At 58.4% G+C, this 18351-nt stretch carries 16 protein-coding genes and 1 tRNA gene; 13 read left to right on the plus strand and 4 right to left on the minus strand.

Annotated elements, in window-relative coordinates; translation table 11 throughout:
- Window positions 1-112: 112 nt before the first annotated feature.
- A complete protein-coding gene (locus tag JTM80_RS15505; protein ID WP_172354496.1) occupies window positions 113-1417 on the plus strand; it encodes an MSMEG_0569 family flavin-dependent oxidoreductase in 1305 nt (434 codons plus the stop codon).
- Between the two features lie 530 nt (window positions 1418-1947).
- Entirely contained in the window at window positions 1948-2430 is a 483-nt protein-coding gene (locus JTM80_RS15510) for an MSMEG_0572/Sll0783 family nitrogen starvation response protein (RefSeq protein ID WP_172354494.1), read from the plus strand.
- Between the two features lie 177 nt (window positions 2431-2607).
- On the opposite strand, the gene JTM80_RS15515 is transcribed toward JTM80_RS15510, so the two are convergent.
- The gene (locus tag JTM80_RS15515) at window positions 2608-2790 is read right to left on the minus strand and encodes a hypothetical protein (RefSeq protein WP_172354492.1); all 183 of its coding nucleotides are present in this window, start codon (window positions 2788-2790) and stop codon (window positions 2608-2610) included.
- Between the two features lie 102 nt (window positions 2791-2892).
- Here JTM80_RS15515 and JTM80_RS15520 point away from each other — a divergent pair, with 102 nt between their 5' ends.
- The 5 genes from JTM80_RS15520 to JTM80_RS15540 all read left to right on the plus strand — a co-directional run bounded on the left by JTM80_RS15520 (window position 2893) and on the right by JTM80_RS15540 (window position 7786).
- A complete protein-coding gene (locus JTM80_RS15520; protein ID WP_172354490.1) occupies window positions 2893-3951 on the plus strand; it encodes a Nit6803 family nitrilase in 1059 nt (352 codons plus the stop codon).
- Window positions 3896-4981: an MSMEG_0568 family radical SAM protein gene (locus JTM80_RS15525; RefSeq protein WP_172354488.1), complete on the plus strand. Its 1086-nt coding sequence runs from the start codon at window positions 3896-3898 to the stop codon at window positions 4979-4981. Before JTM80_RS15520 ends, JTM80_RS15525 begins: the two co-directional genes overlap by 56 nt.
- 123 nt (window positions 4982-5104) lie before the next feature.
- On the plus strand, window positions 5105-5632 hold the full coding sequence (locus JTM80_RS15530) for an MSMEG_0567/Sll0786 family nitrogen starvation N-acetyltransferase (protein ID WP_172354486.1): 528 nt from the start codon (window positions 5105-5107) through the stop codon (window positions 5630-5632).
- 4 nt (window positions 5633-5636) lie between these two features.
- The gene (locus JTM80_RS15535; RefSeq protein ID WP_225906649.1) at window positions 5637-6617 is read left to right on the plus strand and encodes a sll0787 family AIR synthase-like protein; all 981 of its coding nucleotides are present in this window, start codon (window positions 5637-5639) and stop codon (window positions 6615-6617) included.
- Window positions 6614-7786: an MSMEG_0565 family glycosyltransferase gene (locus tag JTM80_RS15540; protein ID WP_205369756.1), complete on the plus strand. Its 1173-nt coding sequence runs from the start codon at window positions 6614-6616 to the stop codon at window positions 7784-7786. Before JTM80_RS15535 ends, JTM80_RS15540 begins: the two co-directional genes overlap by 4 nt.
- Before the next feature lie 51 nt (window positions 7787-7837).
- On the opposite strand, the gene JTM80_RS15545 is transcribed toward JTM80_RS15540, so the two are convergent.
- Entirely contained in the window at window positions 7838-8425 is a 588-nt protein-coding gene (locus JTM80_RS15545; RefSeq protein WP_172354482.1) for a metal-binding protein, read from the minus strand.
- Between the two features lie 118 nt (window positions 8426-8543).
- Here JTM80_RS15545 and JTM80_RS15550 point away from each other — a divergent pair.
- A tRNA-Val gene (locus JTM80_RS15550) sits at window positions 8544-8616 on the plus strand.
- A gap of 479 nt (window positions 8617-9095) precedes the next feature.
- Here JTM80_RS15550 and gyrB read toward each other — a convergent pair.
- Window positions 9096-11033 (minus strand): DNA topoisomerase (ATP-hydrolyzing) subunit B, encoded by a 1938-nt coding sequence (gene gyrB, locus JTM80_RS15555; RefSeq protein WP_172354480.1) that lies wholly within the window; start codon window positions 11031-11033, stop codon window positions 9096-9098.
- Between the two features lie 565 nt (window positions 11034-11598).
- Here gyrB and miaA point away from each other — a divergent pair.
- The 4 genes from miaA (at window position 11599) to JTM80_RS15575 (ending at window position 16379) form a co-directional block, all read left to right on the plus strand.
- A complete protein-coding gene (miaA, locus tag JTM80_RS15560) occupies window positions 11599-12624 on the plus strand; it encodes a tRNA (adenosine(37)-N6)-dimethylallyltransferase MiaA (protein ID WP_172354479.1) in 1026 nt (341 codons plus the stop codon).
- A gap of 225 nt (window positions 12625-12849) precedes the next feature.
- On the plus strand, window positions 12850-13839 hold the full coding sequence (locus JTM80_RS15565) for a hypothetical protein (protein WP_172354478.1): 990 nt from the start codon (window positions 12850-12852) through the stop codon (window positions 13837-13839).
- 145 nt (window positions 13840-13984) lie between these two features.
- Window positions 13985-15460: a leucyl aminopeptidase gene (locus JTM80_RS15570; protein ID WP_172354477.1), complete on the plus strand. Its 1476-nt coding sequence runs from the start codon at window positions 13985-13987 to the stop codon at window positions 15458-15460.
- Between the two features lie 28 nt (window positions 15461-15488).
- Window positions 15489-16379, plus strand: coding sequence for a PHP domain-containing protein (locus tag JTM80_RS15575; protein ID WP_172354476.1), 891 nt, complete (start codon window positions 15489-15491; stop codon window positions 16377-16379).
- 168 nt (window positions 16380-16547) lie between these two features.
- Here the strand turns inward: JTM80_RS15575 and JTM80_RS15580 are convergent, their stop codons facing one another.
- Complete coding sequence (locus JTM80_RS15580) at window positions 16548-16718, minus strand: hypothetical protein (protein WP_172354475.1); 171 nt, start codon at window positions 16716-16718, stop codon at window positions 16548-16550.
- A gap of 122 nt (window positions 16719-16840) precedes the next feature.
- Between JTM80_RS15580 and JTM80_RS15585 the strand changes: the two genes are divergently transcribed.
- Window positions 16841-18208, plus strand: coding sequence for an efflux RND transporter periplasmic adaptor subunit (locus tag JTM80_RS15585; RefSeq protein WP_172354474.1), 1368 nt, complete (start codon window positions 16841-16843; stop codon window positions 18206-18208).
- Window positions 18209-18351 lie beyond the last annotated feature (143 nt).

Raw genomic sequence — 18351 nt, forward strand, 5'->3', positions numbered from 1 at the left:
GAGACTAGGGTGCATCGTAGCCAAGCGCACAATTTTTCCTATTTGCAACCTCCTAACCTGACGATCAGCAGGTTTCTTTCAATCACAGGGTTCGGCAAACCGGAGGTACGTTTTGGAACAGCACTATCCCGTCATTGTGGTGGGGGGCGGCCAGGCTGGATTGTCCATGAGCTATTGCCTAAAGCAGCGGGGCATCGCCCATCTCGTCTTTGAAAAGCACAAAATCGGCCATTCCTGGCGGGAATATCGCTGGGATTCGTTTTGCCTGGTTACGCCCAACTGGCAGTGTCAGCTACCGGGGTTTCCCTACGCGGGCGACGACCCCAACGGCTTCATGGTCAAAGACGAGATTGTGCAATACATCGAAGCCTACGCCGCCGCGTTTGATCCGCCTGTACTGGAAGGCATCGAGGTGCGCCACCTGCGAAAAGAGGGCGATCGCTTCTCGATTAGCACCACCAGCGGCGACTACACCGCCGATCAGGTCGTCGTGGCCACGGGGGGATATCATCGGCCCAAAATTCCGGCGATCGCCCAGCAACTCCCTGCCTCGATTCAACAACTGCATTCGTCGCAATATCGCAACCCAGAACAACTGCCCAACGGCGCGGTGCTGGTGGTGGGCACGGGCCAGTCTGGCTGCCAGATTGCCGAAGACCTGCACCTAGCAGGGCGGCAGGTACACCTCTGCGTGGGCGGTGCGCCGCGATCGCCCCGTCGCTATCGCGGCAAAGATGTGGTGGAGTGGCTGCACGAAATGGGCTACTACGACCTGCCCGTCGATCAGCACCCGCAAAAAGAAGCCGTGCGCCATAAGGCAAACCACTATGTCACCGGGCGCGACGGCGGTCGTGAAATCGACCTGCGCCAGTTTGCCCTAGAAGGAATGCGGCTACACGGGCGGCTTAAGCAGGTGGGCGCTCGCGAAACGTTTCCGCAGGAAAATCGCCTGCTCTATTTCTGGGACGACCTCAAGCAAAATCTGGATTACGCCGACGAAGTTGCCGAAAGCATCAAGAAAACCATCGACGGCTACATTGAGAAAAACGGCATCGACGCTCCCGTTGATCCGCCCTTTCGCCCCGTCTGGGAACCCAGCGATGAACCGCTGACCCTCGATTTGGAAGCCGCAAACATCACGTCCGTCATCTGGTGTACGGGCTACCTCTCCGACTTTAGGTGGATCGAGATTCCCATCTTCGACGGTAAGGGCTATCCGGGGCACGAGCGGGGCATCGTCCCGGGAGCGCGGGGGCTATATTTTCTGGGGCTGCCGTGGCTCTATACCTGGGGGTCGGGGCGCTTTTCTGGCATAGCCCGCGATGCCCAATATCTGGCAGAACACATTCTCTCTCGCTACAAGATGACGCAAGCCAGTCCCCCCAGCTATATGAACGTGGCCGCCTTTGGCTCATAAGCTCCTAAATTTAGGAGCAGGGAGGAGGCTCTGCATTCCTGCTCACCTGTCTAACTCACCTATCTAAATCGATAGGTGCTGGTGAAAAAAGAAATAAAGTCTGGTAGTAAAATTTTCTGTGCTACCTGTATGGATAGTCCTGGATGCTTTGTATGAAGAGATACAAACTATCCTCGCCGAAACCTCGTAACGTTGCAAGTCAAGTGCCCGGTTGTGTTAGCAAGGCTCTGAGTCCATTGCTCAACTGTGGGGTGATCGCCATTGGGTTCCTGTGCATCCGGCGAGTATGGATTCTTCATGGTTTTTCCTGCATCGTTTTTCTGCGCTGCAACGGGTCATTCAACTGCGTCCCAGACTTTACCTGAGCGTCACCTGAGCATTCATGAGCATTTGAGGATTGTAGATTGCGTCACACCCCTCTCCCACACATCTCAAGTTGCGCCGCACACGAGCATCGTCAGTCATTGTCAAGCTTTCACCGTTAAGCTTTCACCGTTTTCAGTCTTTCACCGTTTTCTAAGGAGGAACGTATGCCCGAAGTGACAACACCTGCCCATCAGCCGGGGGACTATTTTGTTGATTTTGAGGAAAAAGTATTTCCCGATGTCAAGGCTGATCCGGGGGAGAAAGCGCTCATCACCTTCCACACGGTCGCCTTTGAAGGCTCGATTGGCTTGGTGAACCTGCTGCAAGCGCTGCGGCTATTGCGGAAAGGGTTTGAAACCTCCGTGCTGCTCTATGGGCCGGGCGTAACGCTGGGCATACAGCGCGGCTTTCCCAAGATTGGCGATGAAGCGTTTCCTGGTCATCAAAATTTCAACAACCAGCTCAGCAAGTTTATGGCCGAAGGCGGTAAAGTCTACGCCTGCCGCTTTGCCCTCCAGGCGCTCTACGGACACGGCGAGCCGTCGCTGATTCCCGGCATTCGCCCCATCAGCCCGCTCGACGTGCTGGACTTGATCTTGCTGCACCGCAAGGACGGCGCGTTTATTCTGGACACCTGGACGCTCTAGGTTTCGGGAGGATTCAGCATCAGAGGTTAAGGGGCCGGGTCGGATTGGGTAACTTAAGGTCGCCCGCTGTCTAACGCCTGACCTCTAAGCTTCCGCAGACTTCTTCAAGCTTTCTGGTTCCCTCTTCTCAAAGGGGGGCAAGCGGGAACCAGAATGGCTGCTTTGGGGCGATCGCCCTCAAGGCGGCGTTTCATCTTCCGGCAGCTTTCGGCTGTGGATGGGTGAGGGGGGCGATCGCCCGGATGCTCCTAGTTTTTTGCGGGCGATTCCTTGCCTGGAGTCCCTGCCTGGAGTTTGAGTTTGCACCCACGCCGTCCGCAGCAGGGTTTGCCGATCGGTTTCAGAAGCGGCGCAGAGCATTGCCTAGGTGCGCCGGGTTTCCATGTGGGACGTTCCGTAGCGCTGATTGAGTATTGTGCAGCGCTCCTGCCTTCTTGCAGCAATTAAACGAGGTGAACAGTGATGGAATATTCCCGCACGGTTCGAGCGGCAGCGGTTCAAATCAGTCCGGTTTTATTCAGTCGGGAAGGCACAACCGAGAAGGTGTTGCAGGCGATCGCCCAGGCCGCTCAGGCGGGGGCCCAACTGGTTGTTTTTCCTGAAACCTTCGTTCCGTATTACCCCTACTTTTCCTTTGTGCAGCCGCCCGTACTGATGGGCAAGGAACACATGCGGCTATACGAAGAGGCAGTCCTCGTGCCCGGCCCAGTCACGGATGCCGTTAGTCGGGCTGCCCGCTCCTACGGCATCGTGGTGGTGCTGGGGGTCAACGAGCGCGACGGCGGTTCGCTGTACAACACACAGTTGGTGTTTGATGCAGACGGAACCTTGCTGCTGAAGCGGCGCAAGATTACGCCGACCTATCACGAGCGGATGGTGTGGGGGCAGGGCGACGGCGCAGGGCTGACCGTGCTAGAGACGGCAGTGGGTCGCCTAGGGGCGCTGGCCTGCTGGGAGCATTACAATCCCCTGGCGCGGTATGCTCTGATGGCGCAGCACGAGCAGATCCACTGTGCCCAGTTTCCCGGCTCGATGGTGGGGCAGCTCTTTGCTGAGCAGATGGAGGTCACGATTCGCCACCATGCGCTGGAGGCGGGCTGCTTTGTGGTGAACGCAACGGGCTGGCTGTCGCCGGAGCAAATCGCCCAAATCACGCCCGACGAAAAGCTGCAAAAGGTGCTGATGGGCGGCTGCTACACGGCAATTATCAGTCCCGAAGGTGTACCGCTGTGCCCGCCAATTACCGAAGGCGAAGGAATGGCGATCGCCGATTTAGACTTCTCCCTCATCACCAAGCGCAAGCGAATGATGGACTCGGTGGGCCATTATGCTCGCCCCGACCTGTTGCGGCTCCATCTCAACGCCAGCGCCTGGTCAGTCATGCAGGATAATCACGGCGCGGCATCGGCGCTGCCCGATCTGCTGTCTGCTGAGGCTGGCTCTTTCACGACGAACCATAGGATTCATGAACAAACAGCAGTTGATTACGGCGCTTCAGTCTCAGGGTCTGAAGCTGGTTGAAGACCGCGTGGGGGCATCGGGGCGCAGGGGCGGCGCGGGCCCGTCGGATCACAAGGCGGTGACGGTGGACGGCACGACCGTAATGGTGCCTGTGTTTACGGACACGGCGGCGCGATCGCCCTTCTCTGTGTCTCTGGACGACCCCGCCGACTTGCCCCTGCTGCGCGTGGATGGCGAGGCGATCGCCCCGCTGCATTTTCCCCAACAGCCCAAGTTTTATGGGCTATCCACCGCCGACGGCATTCCCTACTGGAAAATTGCCTTGCTGCACAGTCACGACGTGTTGGCGACGACGGTGCTGCAAACCTGTCGCCGCTATCGAGACGACTCCACCGTTTGCCAGTTTTGCGCCATTGAAAAGTCGCTAGAGGCTGGCCGCACCATCGCCCGCAAAACGCCCGCCCAGCTTGCTGAAGTGGCCGAAGCGGCCGTGCAGTTGGATAGCGTAAAGCACATGGTGATGACAACGGGAACCCCCAACACGGGCGATCGCGGCGCGGCGTACCTGGCAGAGTGTGCGCGGGCGGTAAAGCAGCGGGTGGATTTGCCGATTCAAGCCCAGTGCGAACCGCCAGACGACTTTGCCTGGTTTGCCAAGCTGCACGCAGCGGGCGTAGACAGCCTGGGAATGCACCTGGAGGCGATTACGCCGGAGGTTCGCGCCCGCATTATGCCCGGAAAAGCAGACGTGCCCGTGGACTATTACTTCCGGGCGTTTGAAGCAGCGATTCAGGTGTTTGGTCGAGGGCAGGTCAGCACCTATCTGCTGGCAGGACTGGGCGACACCGTAGAAGCGTTGGTGCAGGGGTGCGATCGCCTTATTCAGCTTGGCGTATATCCGTTCGTTGTGCCGTTTGTGCCGATTACCGGAACGCCGCTGGCCCAACATCCTGCACCGAGCAGCGAATTCATGATGGCAGTCTATCAGCAGGTCGGCGCACTGCTGCGGCAAGCCGGATTGTCCTCCCGCGACATGAAGGCCGGATGTGGAAAGTGTGGCGCTTGCTCAGCACTGTCCACCTTCGAGTAACCACCTGTTCACCGTCGAGTAACCCCCTTCGAGTAAACAGCACTCACACATCAAACGACGCCCAACATCCAAAACCCAAAACCCAAAATCCAAAACCCAAAATCACATCTCCAGGAACGCAGTATGGACGGTAAGCGATATCACTTTGAACTGGCGCGATCGCCCCAGGAAGTGAACGAATATTTCAACCTGCGCCGCATGATCTTTTGCACAGAGCAGGGCTTGTTTCAAGATAGCGACGTAGATAGTATTGACAATATCGCCTATCCCATCATTGCGATTGAAAATGAAACGGATCAGGTCGTCGGCATTGTCCGCATCTACGAACCCGAACCGGGGCTGTGGTATGGCGGACGACTGGGCACACATCCCGACTATCGGCGCGGCTGGCAGATTGGCAAAGGGCTGATTTACAAAGCTGTCACCACCGCCAACACTTGGGGCTGCCAACGGTTTTTGGCGACGGTGCAACTGCAAAACGTGCGCTTCTTTCAGCGGTTGCACTGGAAAACCCTGGAGGAACTGACCCTGTGCGATCGCCCCCATCATCTCATGGAGGCTGATTTGCACCATTACCCGGCCGGAACCGAGGTGCGGCCTGCAATGCCCTACAATCTCTACAGCACGGTGCAGTACGAGCGGGCGAGCTAGGCGCGTGAGCGAGGCAGGACAGTTCCCAACAGGACAGTTTCAAACGCGAGTGAAAAAGCTGAGAGAATCCCTGGGCATTTTGCACAAGCAAGACATCCAGGCGATCGCCCATTCGTTTCGTCTGGATGCGCCCCATATTCTCCTGGGTGACGACTGCGCCGCCATTCCCGATGGCGACGGCTATCTGCTGCTCGCGGCAGAGGGCATGATGCCGTTTTTCGTGGAAAACGACCCCTGGTTTGCGGGCTGGTCTGCGGTTATGGTAAACGTCAGCGATGTGTACTCAATGGGCGGCCGCCCGATCGCCGTGGTGGACATGCTCTGGAGCCAGTCTGCCGAGCGCAGCCAGCCGCTGATCGACGGCATGAAGGCGGCCGCCGCCGCGTATCAGGTTCCCATCGTCGGCGGGCACACCAACTGCCACAGTGTTTACAACGCGCTAGGCGTGGCGATTTTGGGGCGATCGCACGCCCTGCTAACCAGCTTTTCGGCAACACCGGGCGATCGCCTCTTGATGGTCGTGGATCAGCGCGGCAAAGCCCATCCCCGCCATCCCTTCTGGAACGCCAGCACCGATGCCGACCCCGCCCGCCTCCGCGCCGATCTGGAACTGCTGCCCCAGCTTGCCGAAGCGGGCCTCTGCGACACGGCCAAAGACATCAGCAACGGCGGCGTGATCGGCACTGCGCTAATGCTGCTGGAAACCTCCGGCTGCGGCGCGGCAATCGACCTGGATGCCATTGTGCCGCCGCGTAACATTGCGCTGGACTGGTGGCTGACGTGCTTTCCTAGCTACGGATTCTTACTCAGCGTGCGGCCGGAGCAAGTCGAAACCGTGCAGCGGCAGTTTGGCGATCGCCATCTAGCGTGTCAAATCATTGGCGAAATTCAGCCCATGACGCAACTCGTTCTGCGTTCTCAGGGAGAATCCGTTACTTTCTGGGATTTTGCCCAGCAGCCCCTCACCGGATTCTCGCCTCCATGATTCACCCCGATCGCCCCCTGCGAATTGCCCTGTTCACCTATTCCACTCGCCCCAGAGGCAGCGTTATCCACACGCTGGAACTGGCAGAGGCGCTGCATCAGCAGGGGCATATCGTCTGTGTCTACGCGCTGGATAAAGAGGGTCAAGGGTTTGGTCGAGATCTATCCTGTTCATATCATCTGATTCCTGCTCTGCCTGTGCAAGGAGGCGTGGATGACTTAATTCGCCAGCGCATTCAAGAAGTTGTGATTTTTTTGGACAATGACCCTCTTCAGGATGGTTCGTATGACATCTATCACGCCCAGGACTGCATCACTGCAAATGCGCTCATTCTCCTGCGAGATCAGAGCAAGATTCCCTCCGTCGTGCGAACTGTTCACCATGTCGAGGCATACAACAGTCCATACCTGCGGGAATGTCAGGATCGCTCCATTGACCGTCCTGATCTGTGTCTCTGCGTCAGCCAGCATTGGCAGCAAGCGGTTCAGCAACAGTATCAGATCCGTCCCGATCGCGTGATCAATGGCGTGAAGGGCGATCGCTTTTCTCCCGTTTCCACGGTTCGCCAAGCTCAGATCCAGCAAACCTTTGGGCTATACGGCTCCCCCATCTACCTAACCGTCGGCGGCATCGAACCCCGCAAGAATTCTATTCTCTTACTCAAGGCCTTTGCTCAGGTTTTATCTGATCAGCCCCAAGCGCAACTCGTGATTGCGGGCGGTGCGACACTGTTTGACTATCAGTCCTATCGAGATGAGTTCTTTGCGCGGGTGCAGGCGTTGGAAATCGAAATTGGGCGATCGCTCGTCTTGCCCGGTGTGGTTTCAGATGCAGACCTACCCGCCCTCTACCGCAGCGCCAATGCGTTTGTGTTTCCTTCCACCAAAGAAGGTTGGGGTTTAGTCGTGCTGGAGGCGATCGCCGCTGGGCTGCCCGTCCTCACGGCAAACCGTCCGCCCTTTACCGAATTTCTCACCACCGGACAGGCGGTGCTGGTTGACCCAGAGGATGTGGGGGCGATCGCCCAGGGGATGCTAGAACTCAGCCAACCCGCCGTTGCTCAGCGCCTCGTCCAGGCCAGTCAGCCCATTCTCCAGCACTATACCTGGGAGCGCTCTGCTCACCTACATGTGGCGGCTTATCGCAAGCTGCTCCGGGCAAAGCCATAAGCTGGCAAAGCCATAAGCTGACAAAGCCATAAGCTGGACAAAGCCATAACCTCAGGATCGCCGTTTTCGGGAACGAGTCGTACGTTGTTTCGATTTCTTAGATTTCGGTGTCTTGGGCAAAAACGCCCGCCAGCCCTGCGTCTTGAACCGCTTGCTGCTGGACACGAAATAGTCGGCGGCGTAGTGGCTCAGCGCTCCCAACTCCAGCCCGCCGCAAAACGTCAGCCAGGCCCAGGCGTGTGTTTGGAGCGATCGCCCCATCACGCCACCAATGTCGCCCCACGTCCAGCCAAGCTGCCAGATTTGATTCAGCAGCGCTAGTCCGAAAAAGCTGGCCGCTCCTACCCATGCCAGTAGATACAGAATCCGCACTACGGTTCCAGTGATGGGCGCGTGCGAGAGGGGCGAGCGATGCTTTAGGCTGCCCCGGTAGGGAATCCAAATCCACCGAAACCAGCCCCACCGCTTGAACTGTACCGAGTGAATATCCAAATCGGGCCCAAACAGCAGCCCGCCTGCCAAAAAACCCGCACACAAAATCAGCGTCAGGCTGCTGCTGCGCGTCAGCCCCAGCGCCAGCCCGCCCACCACAGGCAGGGTCCAGAGGGTAATGCGATCGTGTGTACGGCCCGACGGCATGGCGCTTGCCAGAATTGCAGAACAGAAATACTGTTATGAATCCTAGCAGGTGTTGCGAATTCTGCTATAATCAACTCTTGGGGTCGGTGAAGCAATGCTAGGTTGCAATGCTTTCGTCGGGCGGTTAGCTCAGTTGGTAGAGCGCCTGCCTTACAAGCAGGATGTCACTGGTTCGAGTCCAGTACCGCCCATACTGGTTTTAGTGCTTGAATTGGTTTTAGTGCTTGCTGGTTTTGGTTCTTGCTATGGATTGGCTGCTGCACCTAGACCAAACACTTCATCAGCCGTCGTATAGCCGACAATAATACAGTAATCATCAGAATTGGCGCAGTTTCGCCTGCGGCCCGATAGCCCTGACAAAGCGCCAGACCGCTGATAAGAGGAAGCATCCAGTCTAAAACCAGCCTTCTCAAACACCAGCCATTGCGACGTTTCTCCACTTCTGACAGCATCCACAGCATGGCAAGACGGAGTGAAAACTAGCTTGGCTGGGGAAGGCTATTCAGATTTTGACGAAACGACAGCATCCACAGCATGGCAAGACGGAGTGAGAACCGTTTACAAGGAATTAGCTAATGACCACCTCTGTGCTGAGTCGCCCCTACAGCACCAAAGATAAGCTGCAAGCCAAAACCCTAAGTATCCAAAAAACCTTAAGTATCCAAAAAACCTAAATATCCAGGTCGGTCAGGTTGAGCTTCGGGCCGTAGGTTTCAATGAACTCGCGACGAGGGGCCACGCGATCGCCCATTAGCACGGTAAAGATGCGGTCGGCTTCGGCAGCATCTTCAATTTCTACGCGCTTGAGCGTCCGGCTGTCGGGGTTCATGGTGGTGTCCCAAAGCTGCTGCGGCATCATTTCGCCCAGACCTTTGAAGCGCTGAGTTTCCACTTTGGCGTTTTCGGGGAAGCTGGCGATGAGCTGATCCCGTTCGCGATCGCTGTAGCAGTAGTAGTGGTTGCGGCCGCGCTCGATCTTGTAGAGCGGCGGGCAGGCGATGTAGACATAGCCCTGATCCACCATCGACCGCTGATAGCGATAGAAAAACGTGAGCAGCAGGGTGCGGATGTGTGCGCCGTCCACATCTGCGTCCGTCATGATGATGATGCGGTGATAGCGCAGTTGCGATGCGTCAAACTCTTCGCCCTTGATGCCTAGACCCAGCGCCGTGATCAGCGCCTGAATCTCCGTGTTTTTGTAAATCTTGGCATCGTCTGTTTTTTCAATGTTGAGGATCTTGCCCCGCAGCGGCAGGATGGCCTGAAAGCGGCGATCGCGCCCTTGCTTGGCTGAGCCGCCCGCCGAGTCGCCTTCCACAATGAAAATTTCTGACTCGCCCGGGTCGCGAGAGCTACAGTCTGCTAACTTACCCGGCAAGGTAGAAGATTCCAGCACCGACTTGCGGCGCACTAGTTCCCGTGCCCGCCGCGCTGCCTCTGCCGCGTTGAAGGCCTGGATTGCTTTTTCGAGAATCGCGTCGGCTACGTTGGGGCGAAAGTCGAGGTATTCGCTCAGGGCCTCGCCCACCAGCGTATCCACAATGCCGCGCACTTCGGTATTGCCCAGCTTGGTTTTTGTCTGTCCTTCAAACTCAGGGTCAGGCACTTTGACGGAGATCACGGCCGTCAAGCCCTCGCGGACATTTTCACCCGCCAGATTAGAGTCGGATTCTTTCAGCTTGTTGCGCTTGCGGGCGATCGCATTCATCGTCCGTGTTAGCACTGCCTTTAGCCCCTCTAGGTGTGTCCCGCCGTCTACCGTGCGGATATTGTTAGCAAAGCCTAGCAGGTTATCGGAATACGCATCCACGCACCATTGCAGCGCCACCTCCACTTCTACGTTGTTGCGCTCACCCTGCACGTAGATAATCTCTTCGTGGAGCGGCTGCTTTTCGTGGTTCATATACTCCACGTATTCCCGAATACCGCCCGCATAGTGGTAGGTTTCGACTCGCGGCTCGTCGCTTTTCAGCAGTTCTAGGCGATTGTCGGTGAAGGTAATTTCTACGCCCGCATTCAGATACGCCAGCTCCCGCAGACGACCTGCCAGCGTGTTGTAGTCAAACTCGATGCCCGTGGTAAAGATTGCAATATCGGGCATAAAGGTGACAGACGTGCCCGTGCGGTTCTCTTTATAGGGCTGAATGTCCATCTCGCCTTTGGTGAGACCCCGCTCAAAGCGCATCTTATGCACTTTCTTGTCGCGCCAGACCGTGACCTCCACCCATTCCGACAGCGCATTGACCACCGAAATGCCCACGCCGTGCAGACCACCCGACACTTTATAGCCGCCCTGACCAAACTTGCCGCCCGCGTGCAGAATCGTCAGCACCGTCTCCAGGGCCGATTTGCCCGTGCGCGGGTGAATGCCTGTAGGAATGCCCCGACCGTCGTCAGTTACCGTGACTGATCCATCTGCGTTGAGGGTGACCTGGATATGTTTGCAATAGCCAGCTAGCGCTTCGTCTACCGAGTTGTCAACCACCTCGTAGACCAGGTGATGCAGCCCTCGCGGCCCTGTGCTGCCAATATACATCCCCGGACGCTTGCGAACGGCTTCCAAGCCCTCCAGGACTTGAATTTGTTCGGCATCGTAGTTGGTCGTCATGGATGAAGCGCTCCAAACGTTAACTTAATAGAGAAACCTAGAAAGAATTTCTAGAGAGAATTTATAGATTGAGTAGGTGCGGACTAAACCGAGCGGGCTTCCTGATGGTTTCCTGATGGCTGCCTAATGGTTTACTGATGATCTGTGGATTGGGTGGGTGTGCTGCTTTTGGTGAACGAGTCTAAGACGCGCTGGACTAAAATAGGGATTGCCTGTCTGTGGCGATCGCCCAATAAATTGACTTAAAAGCTCAACCAGATACGGAAACACCAAATCTATCCAAAATTATAGCACAAAAGGCTTAGATGCGCTTCTAGGGGCGACAGGAGCAAGATTTGACTTGGCAATCCAGATTTCCTTTTTGAGGCTTCTTCGAGGCTTCTTTGGGTGTTCTTAGTGTTGTCTGCGATTTGTCTGAATTGAACAGTGCTTCAGACCCCTGTGGCTGAGATGGCTGAGGGGCGATCGCCCTAGTCGCCATTACACCATCGAAATCACTCTCCAAATCTAGCCAGAAGGTTCACCATCATTCATTTCCAGCCTGCTGCATTGCCAACTTCCCACCTTGCATTATAATACCCCTGTACTAAACCCATCTTTCCCCATTTTAATCGTAATCTGTGGGCCCACAGCCACCGGAAAGTCGGGTCTGGCACTAAATCTAGCGCCTCGGCTCAACGGCGCGATTCTCAACGCCGACTCCCGCCAAGTGTATCGCGAATTTGATATCGGCACTGCAAAACCTTCTTCTCAAGAACAGCAGCAAGTTCCGCACTATTTATTAGATATTTGTGACCCCACGCAAACGCTCACGGTCGCCGAGTATCAGCAGCAAGCCACCGAGTTGATTGAAGCCTGCCATCGCGGGCAAGAAACCATCAGCGTGTCAGAGATTCAGAGCGCTGGAGAACCTGCCCCCACCGCCTCAACCCCCTTCCTGGTGGGCGGCACGGGCCTCTACATCCGCGCCATCACACGGGGACTCCGCATTCCCCAGGTGGCTCCCCAGCCAGATTTGCGATCGCAGTTGACCGATCTGGGGCAGCCCTTCTGCTACGACCTGCTGAAGCAGGTAGACCCAGCATCTGCCCATAAGATTCACCCCCATGATCAGGTACGGACGCTGCGATCGCTCGAAGTGTTTTATGTCACGGGTCGCCCCATGTCGGCGCAGCAGGGCGAACAGCCGCCCGCCTACCCCATTTTACAAATCGGGCTGGACTGTCTGGCTCCCGCAGCCAAGGGCGATCCCGACCCGCTGATGCAGCGCATCCAAAAACGTACCGTGCAGATGGTGAACCAGGGCTTTGTAGACGAAGTGGCGGGTCTAGTGGCGAAATACGGCGCGGAGTTGCCGCTGCTGGATACGCTGGGCTATCGGGAAATGCGGCAATATTTGGCGGGTGAGGTGTCGCTGGCGGAGGCGATCGCCCTCACCGCCCTGCACACGCGCCAGTTTGCCAAACGCCAGCGCACCTGGTTTCGCGCTGATCCGTCCATCCACTGGTTCGACACCGAAGATCCAGAACTGATCGAGCGCGTCTGGGCCCAGATTCAGCAGTTTATAGCAACGCTCCCCGCCCAAGCCTGAGATTCATGCTTCTGAGCGAAACTAGGCAACAATGTCTGGAAGCCCCGCAGACGCTAGATTCGCACCCCAAAATCGCAAATCCAAAATCTAAAATTCAAAGTCTAAAATCGACTAATCCCAACTTTCGACCTGCGCTGCAAGCTCTGTGAATCCTTTGCAATATTCAGCAACGCTGCAAAGCGGCTGTGCTAGGTTGGGAGCGTTCTTGGGCGGGAGGCTTGCCCCATGGCCACCGACTATCTGCTGTTTGTGCATGGCGTGAACGTTCGCCCCCAGCGGGCCGATGCAGACAGCGCCAACTACGCGGAACCCCTGATTCACCAGATCACCCGGCTCAACCAGGCGGCTGCCAGTCCCCTCACGCTCAAAATGCAGGAGTTGCAATGGTATAGCCTGATGAAGCAGGCGGAGGCCGAGCTAAAAGACCTGTTTGCGCGATCGCCCGACTGGTCGAAATTCTGGTTCCGAGACTTCCGCGAAACGCGGATTATTCCCTTCATGGGCGACGCGGCCCTCTACATCAGCCGCTACATCGGCTCAGAAGTGGCCAAGCTGCTGCTGGCCCAATCGCTGCAATTTCTGGCCAATCGACAGACGGGCGATCGCCTCCACCTCGTCACCCACAGTTGGGGCACGGTCATCCTGTTCGACATTCTCTTCGCCGGCCGCTGGGATGACCCCAAAATCCCTGGCTACCAAGACGTACAAACCATTCGCAGTGCGCTCTTTGGCGTAGAACCCAACCTGGCCGACGGCATTCCCATCGCCAGCATCCACACGATGGGTTCCCCCATTGCCCTGGCCAACCTGATCAACCTCAAGCGCGAGGAGATGGCCCCTGCAACGCTCACGATTCAGGAAACGCGAACCGTATTTACCCACGACATCACGCTAGGACTGGAGAAGTTTCTGGCTGCGCTCTATCAGCAGCGCCAGCGTCCCCTCCCCTGGAAAAACTACGCCCACCCTGGCGACCCGATTGCCTATCCGCTGGCTACCGTGATCCCGCAACTGCTCGCACCCCAGGGGGCAAAAGCAGACTACTTGAACATTCAAGATGTGCTAACCAGCGGCGGCGGCCCAATGGAGTGGGTCGCCAGTCCTTTCAAAAGCACCTTCCTCTCCCTGGCAAACGGCGGCAGCGCCCACGGCAGCTATTGGAACAGCAAGCAGGTCGCCCAGACGATTTTGGCAACCGTGAGAGTGGGGGGCTGATGACGTGTTGCGATGCGGGGCGGGTTGCGGTTCCTGCATGACTCTGTGACCTCACATCCCAATTCCCTGAGCCACCGTCTGCAAATTACGCAATACTGGAGAGAAATCTTAGAACACTCTAGAACAACTAGAAAAGTAGGACACGATGGAGCTGCGAGGGATTAATACGTCACTGCTGGAATGGTCAGGCGATCTGCTGGTGGTGGGTCTGTTTGAAGACGGCATAGACCTGGGCGGCGACCTGGCAGCGCTGGACGAAAAACTGGCGGGTACGCTGCAAGAACTCATTGCCGAGGTCGAGTTTAAGGGCAAGCCAGAGAGCAGCGCGGCAGCCCGCGTCGGGTCAAACAGTCCGGTGCGAAAAGTTGGCGTGGTGGGGCTGGGCAAGGCCGAGACTCTGACGCTGGACGGGCTGCGGCGGGCGGCGGCGGCGGTAGCGCGGCTAGCCAAGCGCGAAAAGGCAAAGACGCTGGGCCTGAGTCTGCCGCTGTGGAATCAGGATGCCCGCGCAACGGCACAGGCGATCGCCGAAGGAATTGAACTCACCCTGCATCAGGATAGCCGCTTCAAATCGGGCGAGGATGACAAAAAAGCGCCCCCGCTAGAGCGAGTAGACCTGCTGGGGCTAGAAGGGCAGGACGCTGCGCTGACCCGGGCCCGCCAGATTTCACTGGGCGTAATCCTGGCGCGGGAACTGGTGAGCGCTCCGGCCAATATCGTCACGCCGATTACGATGGCGGAAACGGCAGAGGCGATCGCCCGCGAATATGGGCTGGAGATCGAAATTCTGGAGCAGGCCGAATGCGAAAAACTGGGCATGGGCGCGTTTTTGGGCGTGGCCAAAGCGTCTGATCTGCCGCCCAAGTTTATCCACATGACCTACCGGCCCGCAGGCACGCCCCGCAAGAAGCTGGCCATCGTTGGCAAAGGACTCACCTTTGACAGCGGCGGGCTAAACATCAAGGGCGCAGGCAGCGGCATCGAAATGATGAAGACCGATATGGGTGGCGCGGCGGCTACCTTTGGCGCGGCCAAGGCAATCGCCCAGATTCAGCCGGATGTGGAAGTCCACTTTATCAGCGCGGTGACAGAAAACATGATCAGCGGCCACGCGATGCACCCCGGCGATATCCTCACCGCCTCCAATGGCAAGACGATTGAAATCAACAACACCGATGCCGAAGGACGGCTGACGCTGGCGGATGCGCTGGTGTTTGCCGAAAAGCTGGGCGTGGATGCGATCGTCGATCTGGCGACGCTGACAGGCGCGTGTATTGTGGCGCTGGGCGAAGACATGGCCGGCCTGTGGAGTCCTAGTGACGAACTGGCGGCATCCATCCTGGCGGCGGCAGAACCCGCAGGCGAAAAGTTCTGGCGGATGCCGCTGGAGGAAAAATACTTCGACGGCATGAAGTCGGTGGTGGCCGACATGAAAAACACGGGCCCACGCGCAGGCGGCGCGATCACGGCGGCGCTCTTCCTGAAGCAGTTTGTGAAAGATACGCCCTGGGCGCATCTGGACGTGGCCGGCCCCGTGTGGATCGACAAAGACAGTGGCTATAACAATGCGGGCGGCACAGGCTTCGCAGTGCGGACGCTGGTGAACTGGGTGCTGAGCTAAGCCACGGGAGTCCTTCTGCCCAATCGCCATGCTGGAACTGCACTGCCACACCACCTATTCCGACGGAACGCTGACCCCAGCGGAACTGGTGCAGGCAGCCGTGACAGCGGGCGTGCGGGCGCTGGCAATTACCGACCACGACACGCTGGCGGGCTGGCAGGAGGCGATCGCCGCTGCCCGCCAGTGGGCTTTAGACCATGCTTTAGACCATTCTCTCGAAATCGTCCCTGGCGTAGAACTGAGTACCGTTTGGGGCGATCGCTCTTTGCACCTGCTGGGCTTTTATCCCAACCCTGCCCAGCTTGCGCCCGTGCTGCAAGACCACATCGCCGGCCGCAAACGCCGCGCCCAGCAAATCCTCGACAAGCTAGCGGCCTTGGGCTGTTCGGTTGAAATGCCGAAGCTGGGTGTGGGCATGGCTCCCGGTCGGCCCCACATCGCCAAAGCGCTGGTGGATGCAGGCTATGTACAAACAGCACACGAAGCCTTTGAGCGGTTTCTGGGGGACGACGGCCCTGCCTATGTGCAATACGAAAAGTTTTTGGCGACGGACGGCGTGCGTCTGCTGCGCGAGTGCGGCGCAGTGCCCGTGTGGGCGCATCCTTATCTGTTTCGTGGGGGGCCGCTAGAAGAGACGCTGACGGCGCTGCTGGATGCAGGACTCATGGGTCTGGAGGTGTATCACCCGTCCCATACGCCTGGTCAAATTGAGCGACTGGCAGCCCTGTGCGATCGCCATTCGCTGCTGAAAACGGGCGGCAGCGACTATCACGGCCCCGGCGAGGCTGCCGACCAGCCCTATGCCCTCAACCGCTTCAACCTGCCGCTGTGCCTGCTGTTGCCGCTGCAACGCGCTGCCCAAGCCCTCGTTCCACAGACCTGCGAGTTTGGGGCAAGCTCCGGGTCAATAGGAAAATAGTCACGCCCAGACTGGGTTTCCGGGTCTTCCTATATCTCTAGAGGTAGATTGCCCAGGTGTGATGAGGCAGTTAATACTATGGTAAGGGCCAGGTTTACAAAGCGTAACGATTGCCGGAAGGCGATCGCCCGCACCCCATGCCCTCTTGATGCGCCGGGTTTGCACGGCTCAGGCTTTTTCTGCAAGCCGCCCGTGATTCGCCAACTTCACGCCCCATTCGCGCCCCATTCGCGCCCCGCGCTGGTCTTCCGCCAACCCTGACTCGTCGCTGACTTCCGTAGCAGTCTCCAGCCGGAATTCTGCGCCAAGGTTTCGCGCCTGGCCGCCCCTGTTTGGCAAAGCGCCTCCCTCAAGCCTTTCAAGTCTTTCAAGTCTCTAGAAGATTCAGATTCGCTGTCGGCCTCCAGCTACTTTGCCTCAAGTCCTGTCCTCAAGCTTGATTGTCCCCAAACTTGATATTTATGCTGCGCTCTCTCTCGTCTCTCTGGAATTGTCAGCCTGTGGAGGGCGGTCGTCCGCCTCGCGGTTCAAACCTTGCCCTGTTTCTCGCCTGTTCTCTGGTGGGGCTAGTGGCGATCGCCGGATGCCGCATTCCCTCGGAAACGGCGCAGGCGCAGCAGGCCCAGCCAGGGCAGGCAGGCGGCCCCGGCGGCGGGCGACCGGGCGGCGGGCCGGGTGGCCCAGGGCAAGGCGGCCCGGCTTCGGTGGAAACGGCGATCGCCCGCTCTGGGGCCTTGCAGGAAGCGCCTACCTACACCGGCACGACGCAACCCGTGCGGCAGGCATCGCTGCGATCGCAGGCAGAGGGGCGGCTCCTGGAGTTGGGCGTAGATGTGGGCGACTCGGTGCGAGAGGGCGAAGTAGTGGGACGGCTGGATAGTCGGCTGCTGTCTGCCGCCGTCAGCCAAAATCGGGCAGAACTGGCCGCCCTGGAATCGCAGGTGGCCCAGGCTCAGGCAGAAGTGAGCGATGCCCGCGCCCAGGCGGCCCAGTCCGAAGTCGAGCTTCAGCAGGCCCGGATGGACAGCGATCGCCTGCAAAAGCTCGCCGCTGAGGGAGCCGTTTCCCAGCAGCAGGCAGACCAGGCAAAAACCGCTGCTCTTTCGGCGGAACAGGTGTTTCGCTCTGCCCAAGAGCGCATCCGCACCCGCGAGCAGGCAGTCGTGGCAGCCCAGCGCCGCGTCCAGGCGCAGCAGGCCACCGTCGCCGAAACCCGCGAACGCCAGACCTTCAGCCTGCTGACCGCGCCCCTCACGGGCATTGTCTTGGAGCGGCTAACGGAGCCGGGCAACCTGGTGCAACCGGGCAACGAAGTGCTGAGGGTCGGCGACTTCAGCGCCCTAAAGGTGGCCGTGCAAGTATCGGAGCTTGACCTGGGGCAACTCCGGGTCGGCCAGGCTGTTGAAGTCCGACTGGATGCCTTTCCCGATGAACCCTTTGCAGGCCGCGTCAGCCGCATTTCTCCCGCCGCCGACCCTGCCTCTCGTCTGGTGCCCGTGGAGGTGGTGATTCCCAACTCCGGCAGCCGCCGACTGGGGAGCGGACTGCTGGCACGAGTGCAATTTCAGGCGGGGCAAGCCGGCCGCGTGGTGATTCCCGAAGAGGCGCTGGAAGCAGGCGGCGAGGGCAACGACTCGGTGCTGTTTGTGGTGGAAGGCGATGGTGCAGAAGCCAGAGCCGTCGCTCGCCCCGTGCAGGTGGGCGATCGCGCTAACGGTCGCATCGAAATCCTCTCCGGCCTCCAGCCCGGTGAATCCTTTGTCCTCCGCAGCAGCCGCCCCCTAGAAGACGGACAGCCCGTGCGGTTAAGCATCCTCTCAGAACGCTAGACGGGCCGAGGTCGCGTCAAGATAGAAGCCCCGAAGCCACTGAAAAGCCACTGAAAAGCCACCGAGAAGCCACTGAAAAGCCACTGGGAAGCTACTCAACTGGCAATCCAAAATCCAAAATCAACCAAGCCCCCCTCCCCCTG

This window comes from Thermoleptolyngbya sp. PKUAC-SCTB121 (assembly GCF_016919485.1).
In the GTDB taxonomy this organism is placed as follows: Bacteria; Cyanobacteriota; Cyanobacteriia; order Elainellales; family Elainellaceae; genus Thermoleptolyngbya; species Thermoleptolyngbya sichuanensis.

Coding starts and splice junctions, on each gene's coding strand:
- JTM80_RS15510 (WP_172354494.1), top strand. CDS start 1,948: ATGCCCGAAGTGACAACACCTGCCCATCAGCCGGGGGACTATTTTGTT.
- JTM80_RS15515 (WP_172354492.1), bottom strand. CDS start 2,790: ATGCTCTGCGCCGCTTCTGAAACCGATCGGCAAACCCTGCTGCGGACG.
- JTM80_RS15520 (WP_172354490.1), top strand. CDS start 2,893: ATGGAATATTCCCGCACGGTTCGAGCGGCAGCGGTTCAAATCAGTCCG.
- JTM80_RS15525 (WP_172354488.1), top strand. CDS start 3,896: ATGAACAAACAGCAGTTGATTACGGCGCTTCAGTCTCAGGGTCTGAAG.
- JTM80_RS15530 (WP_172354486.1), top strand. CDS start 5,105: ATGGACGGTAAGCGATATCACTTTGAACTGGCGCGATCGCCCCAGGAA.
- JTM80_RS15540 (WP_205369756.1), top strand. CDS start 6,614: ATGATTCACCCCGATCGCCCCCTGCGAATTGCCCTGTTCACCTATTCC.
- JTM80_RS15545 (WP_172354482.1), bottom strand. CDS start 8,425: ATGCCGTCGGGCCGTACACACGATCGCATTACCCTCTGGACCCTGCCT.
- gyrB (WP_172354480.1), bottom strand. CDS start 11,033: ATGACGACCAACTACGATGCCGAACAAATTCAAGTCCTGGAGGGCTTG.
- JTM80_RS15565 (WP_172354478.1), top strand. CDS start 12,850: ATGGCCACCGACTATCTGCTGTTTGTGCATGGCGTGAACGTTCGCCCC.
- JTM80_RS15570 (WP_172354477.1), top strand. CDS start 13,985: ATGGAGCTGCGAGGGATTAATACGTCACTGCTGGAATGGTCAGGCGAT.
- JTM80_RS15575 (WP_172354476.1), top strand. CDS start 15,489: ATGCTGGAACTGCACTGCCACACCACCTATTCCGACGGAACGCTGACC.
- JTM80_RS15585 (WP_172354474.1), top strand. CDS start 16,841: ATGCTGCGCTCTCTCTCGTCTCTCTGGAATTGTCAGCCTGTGGAGGGC.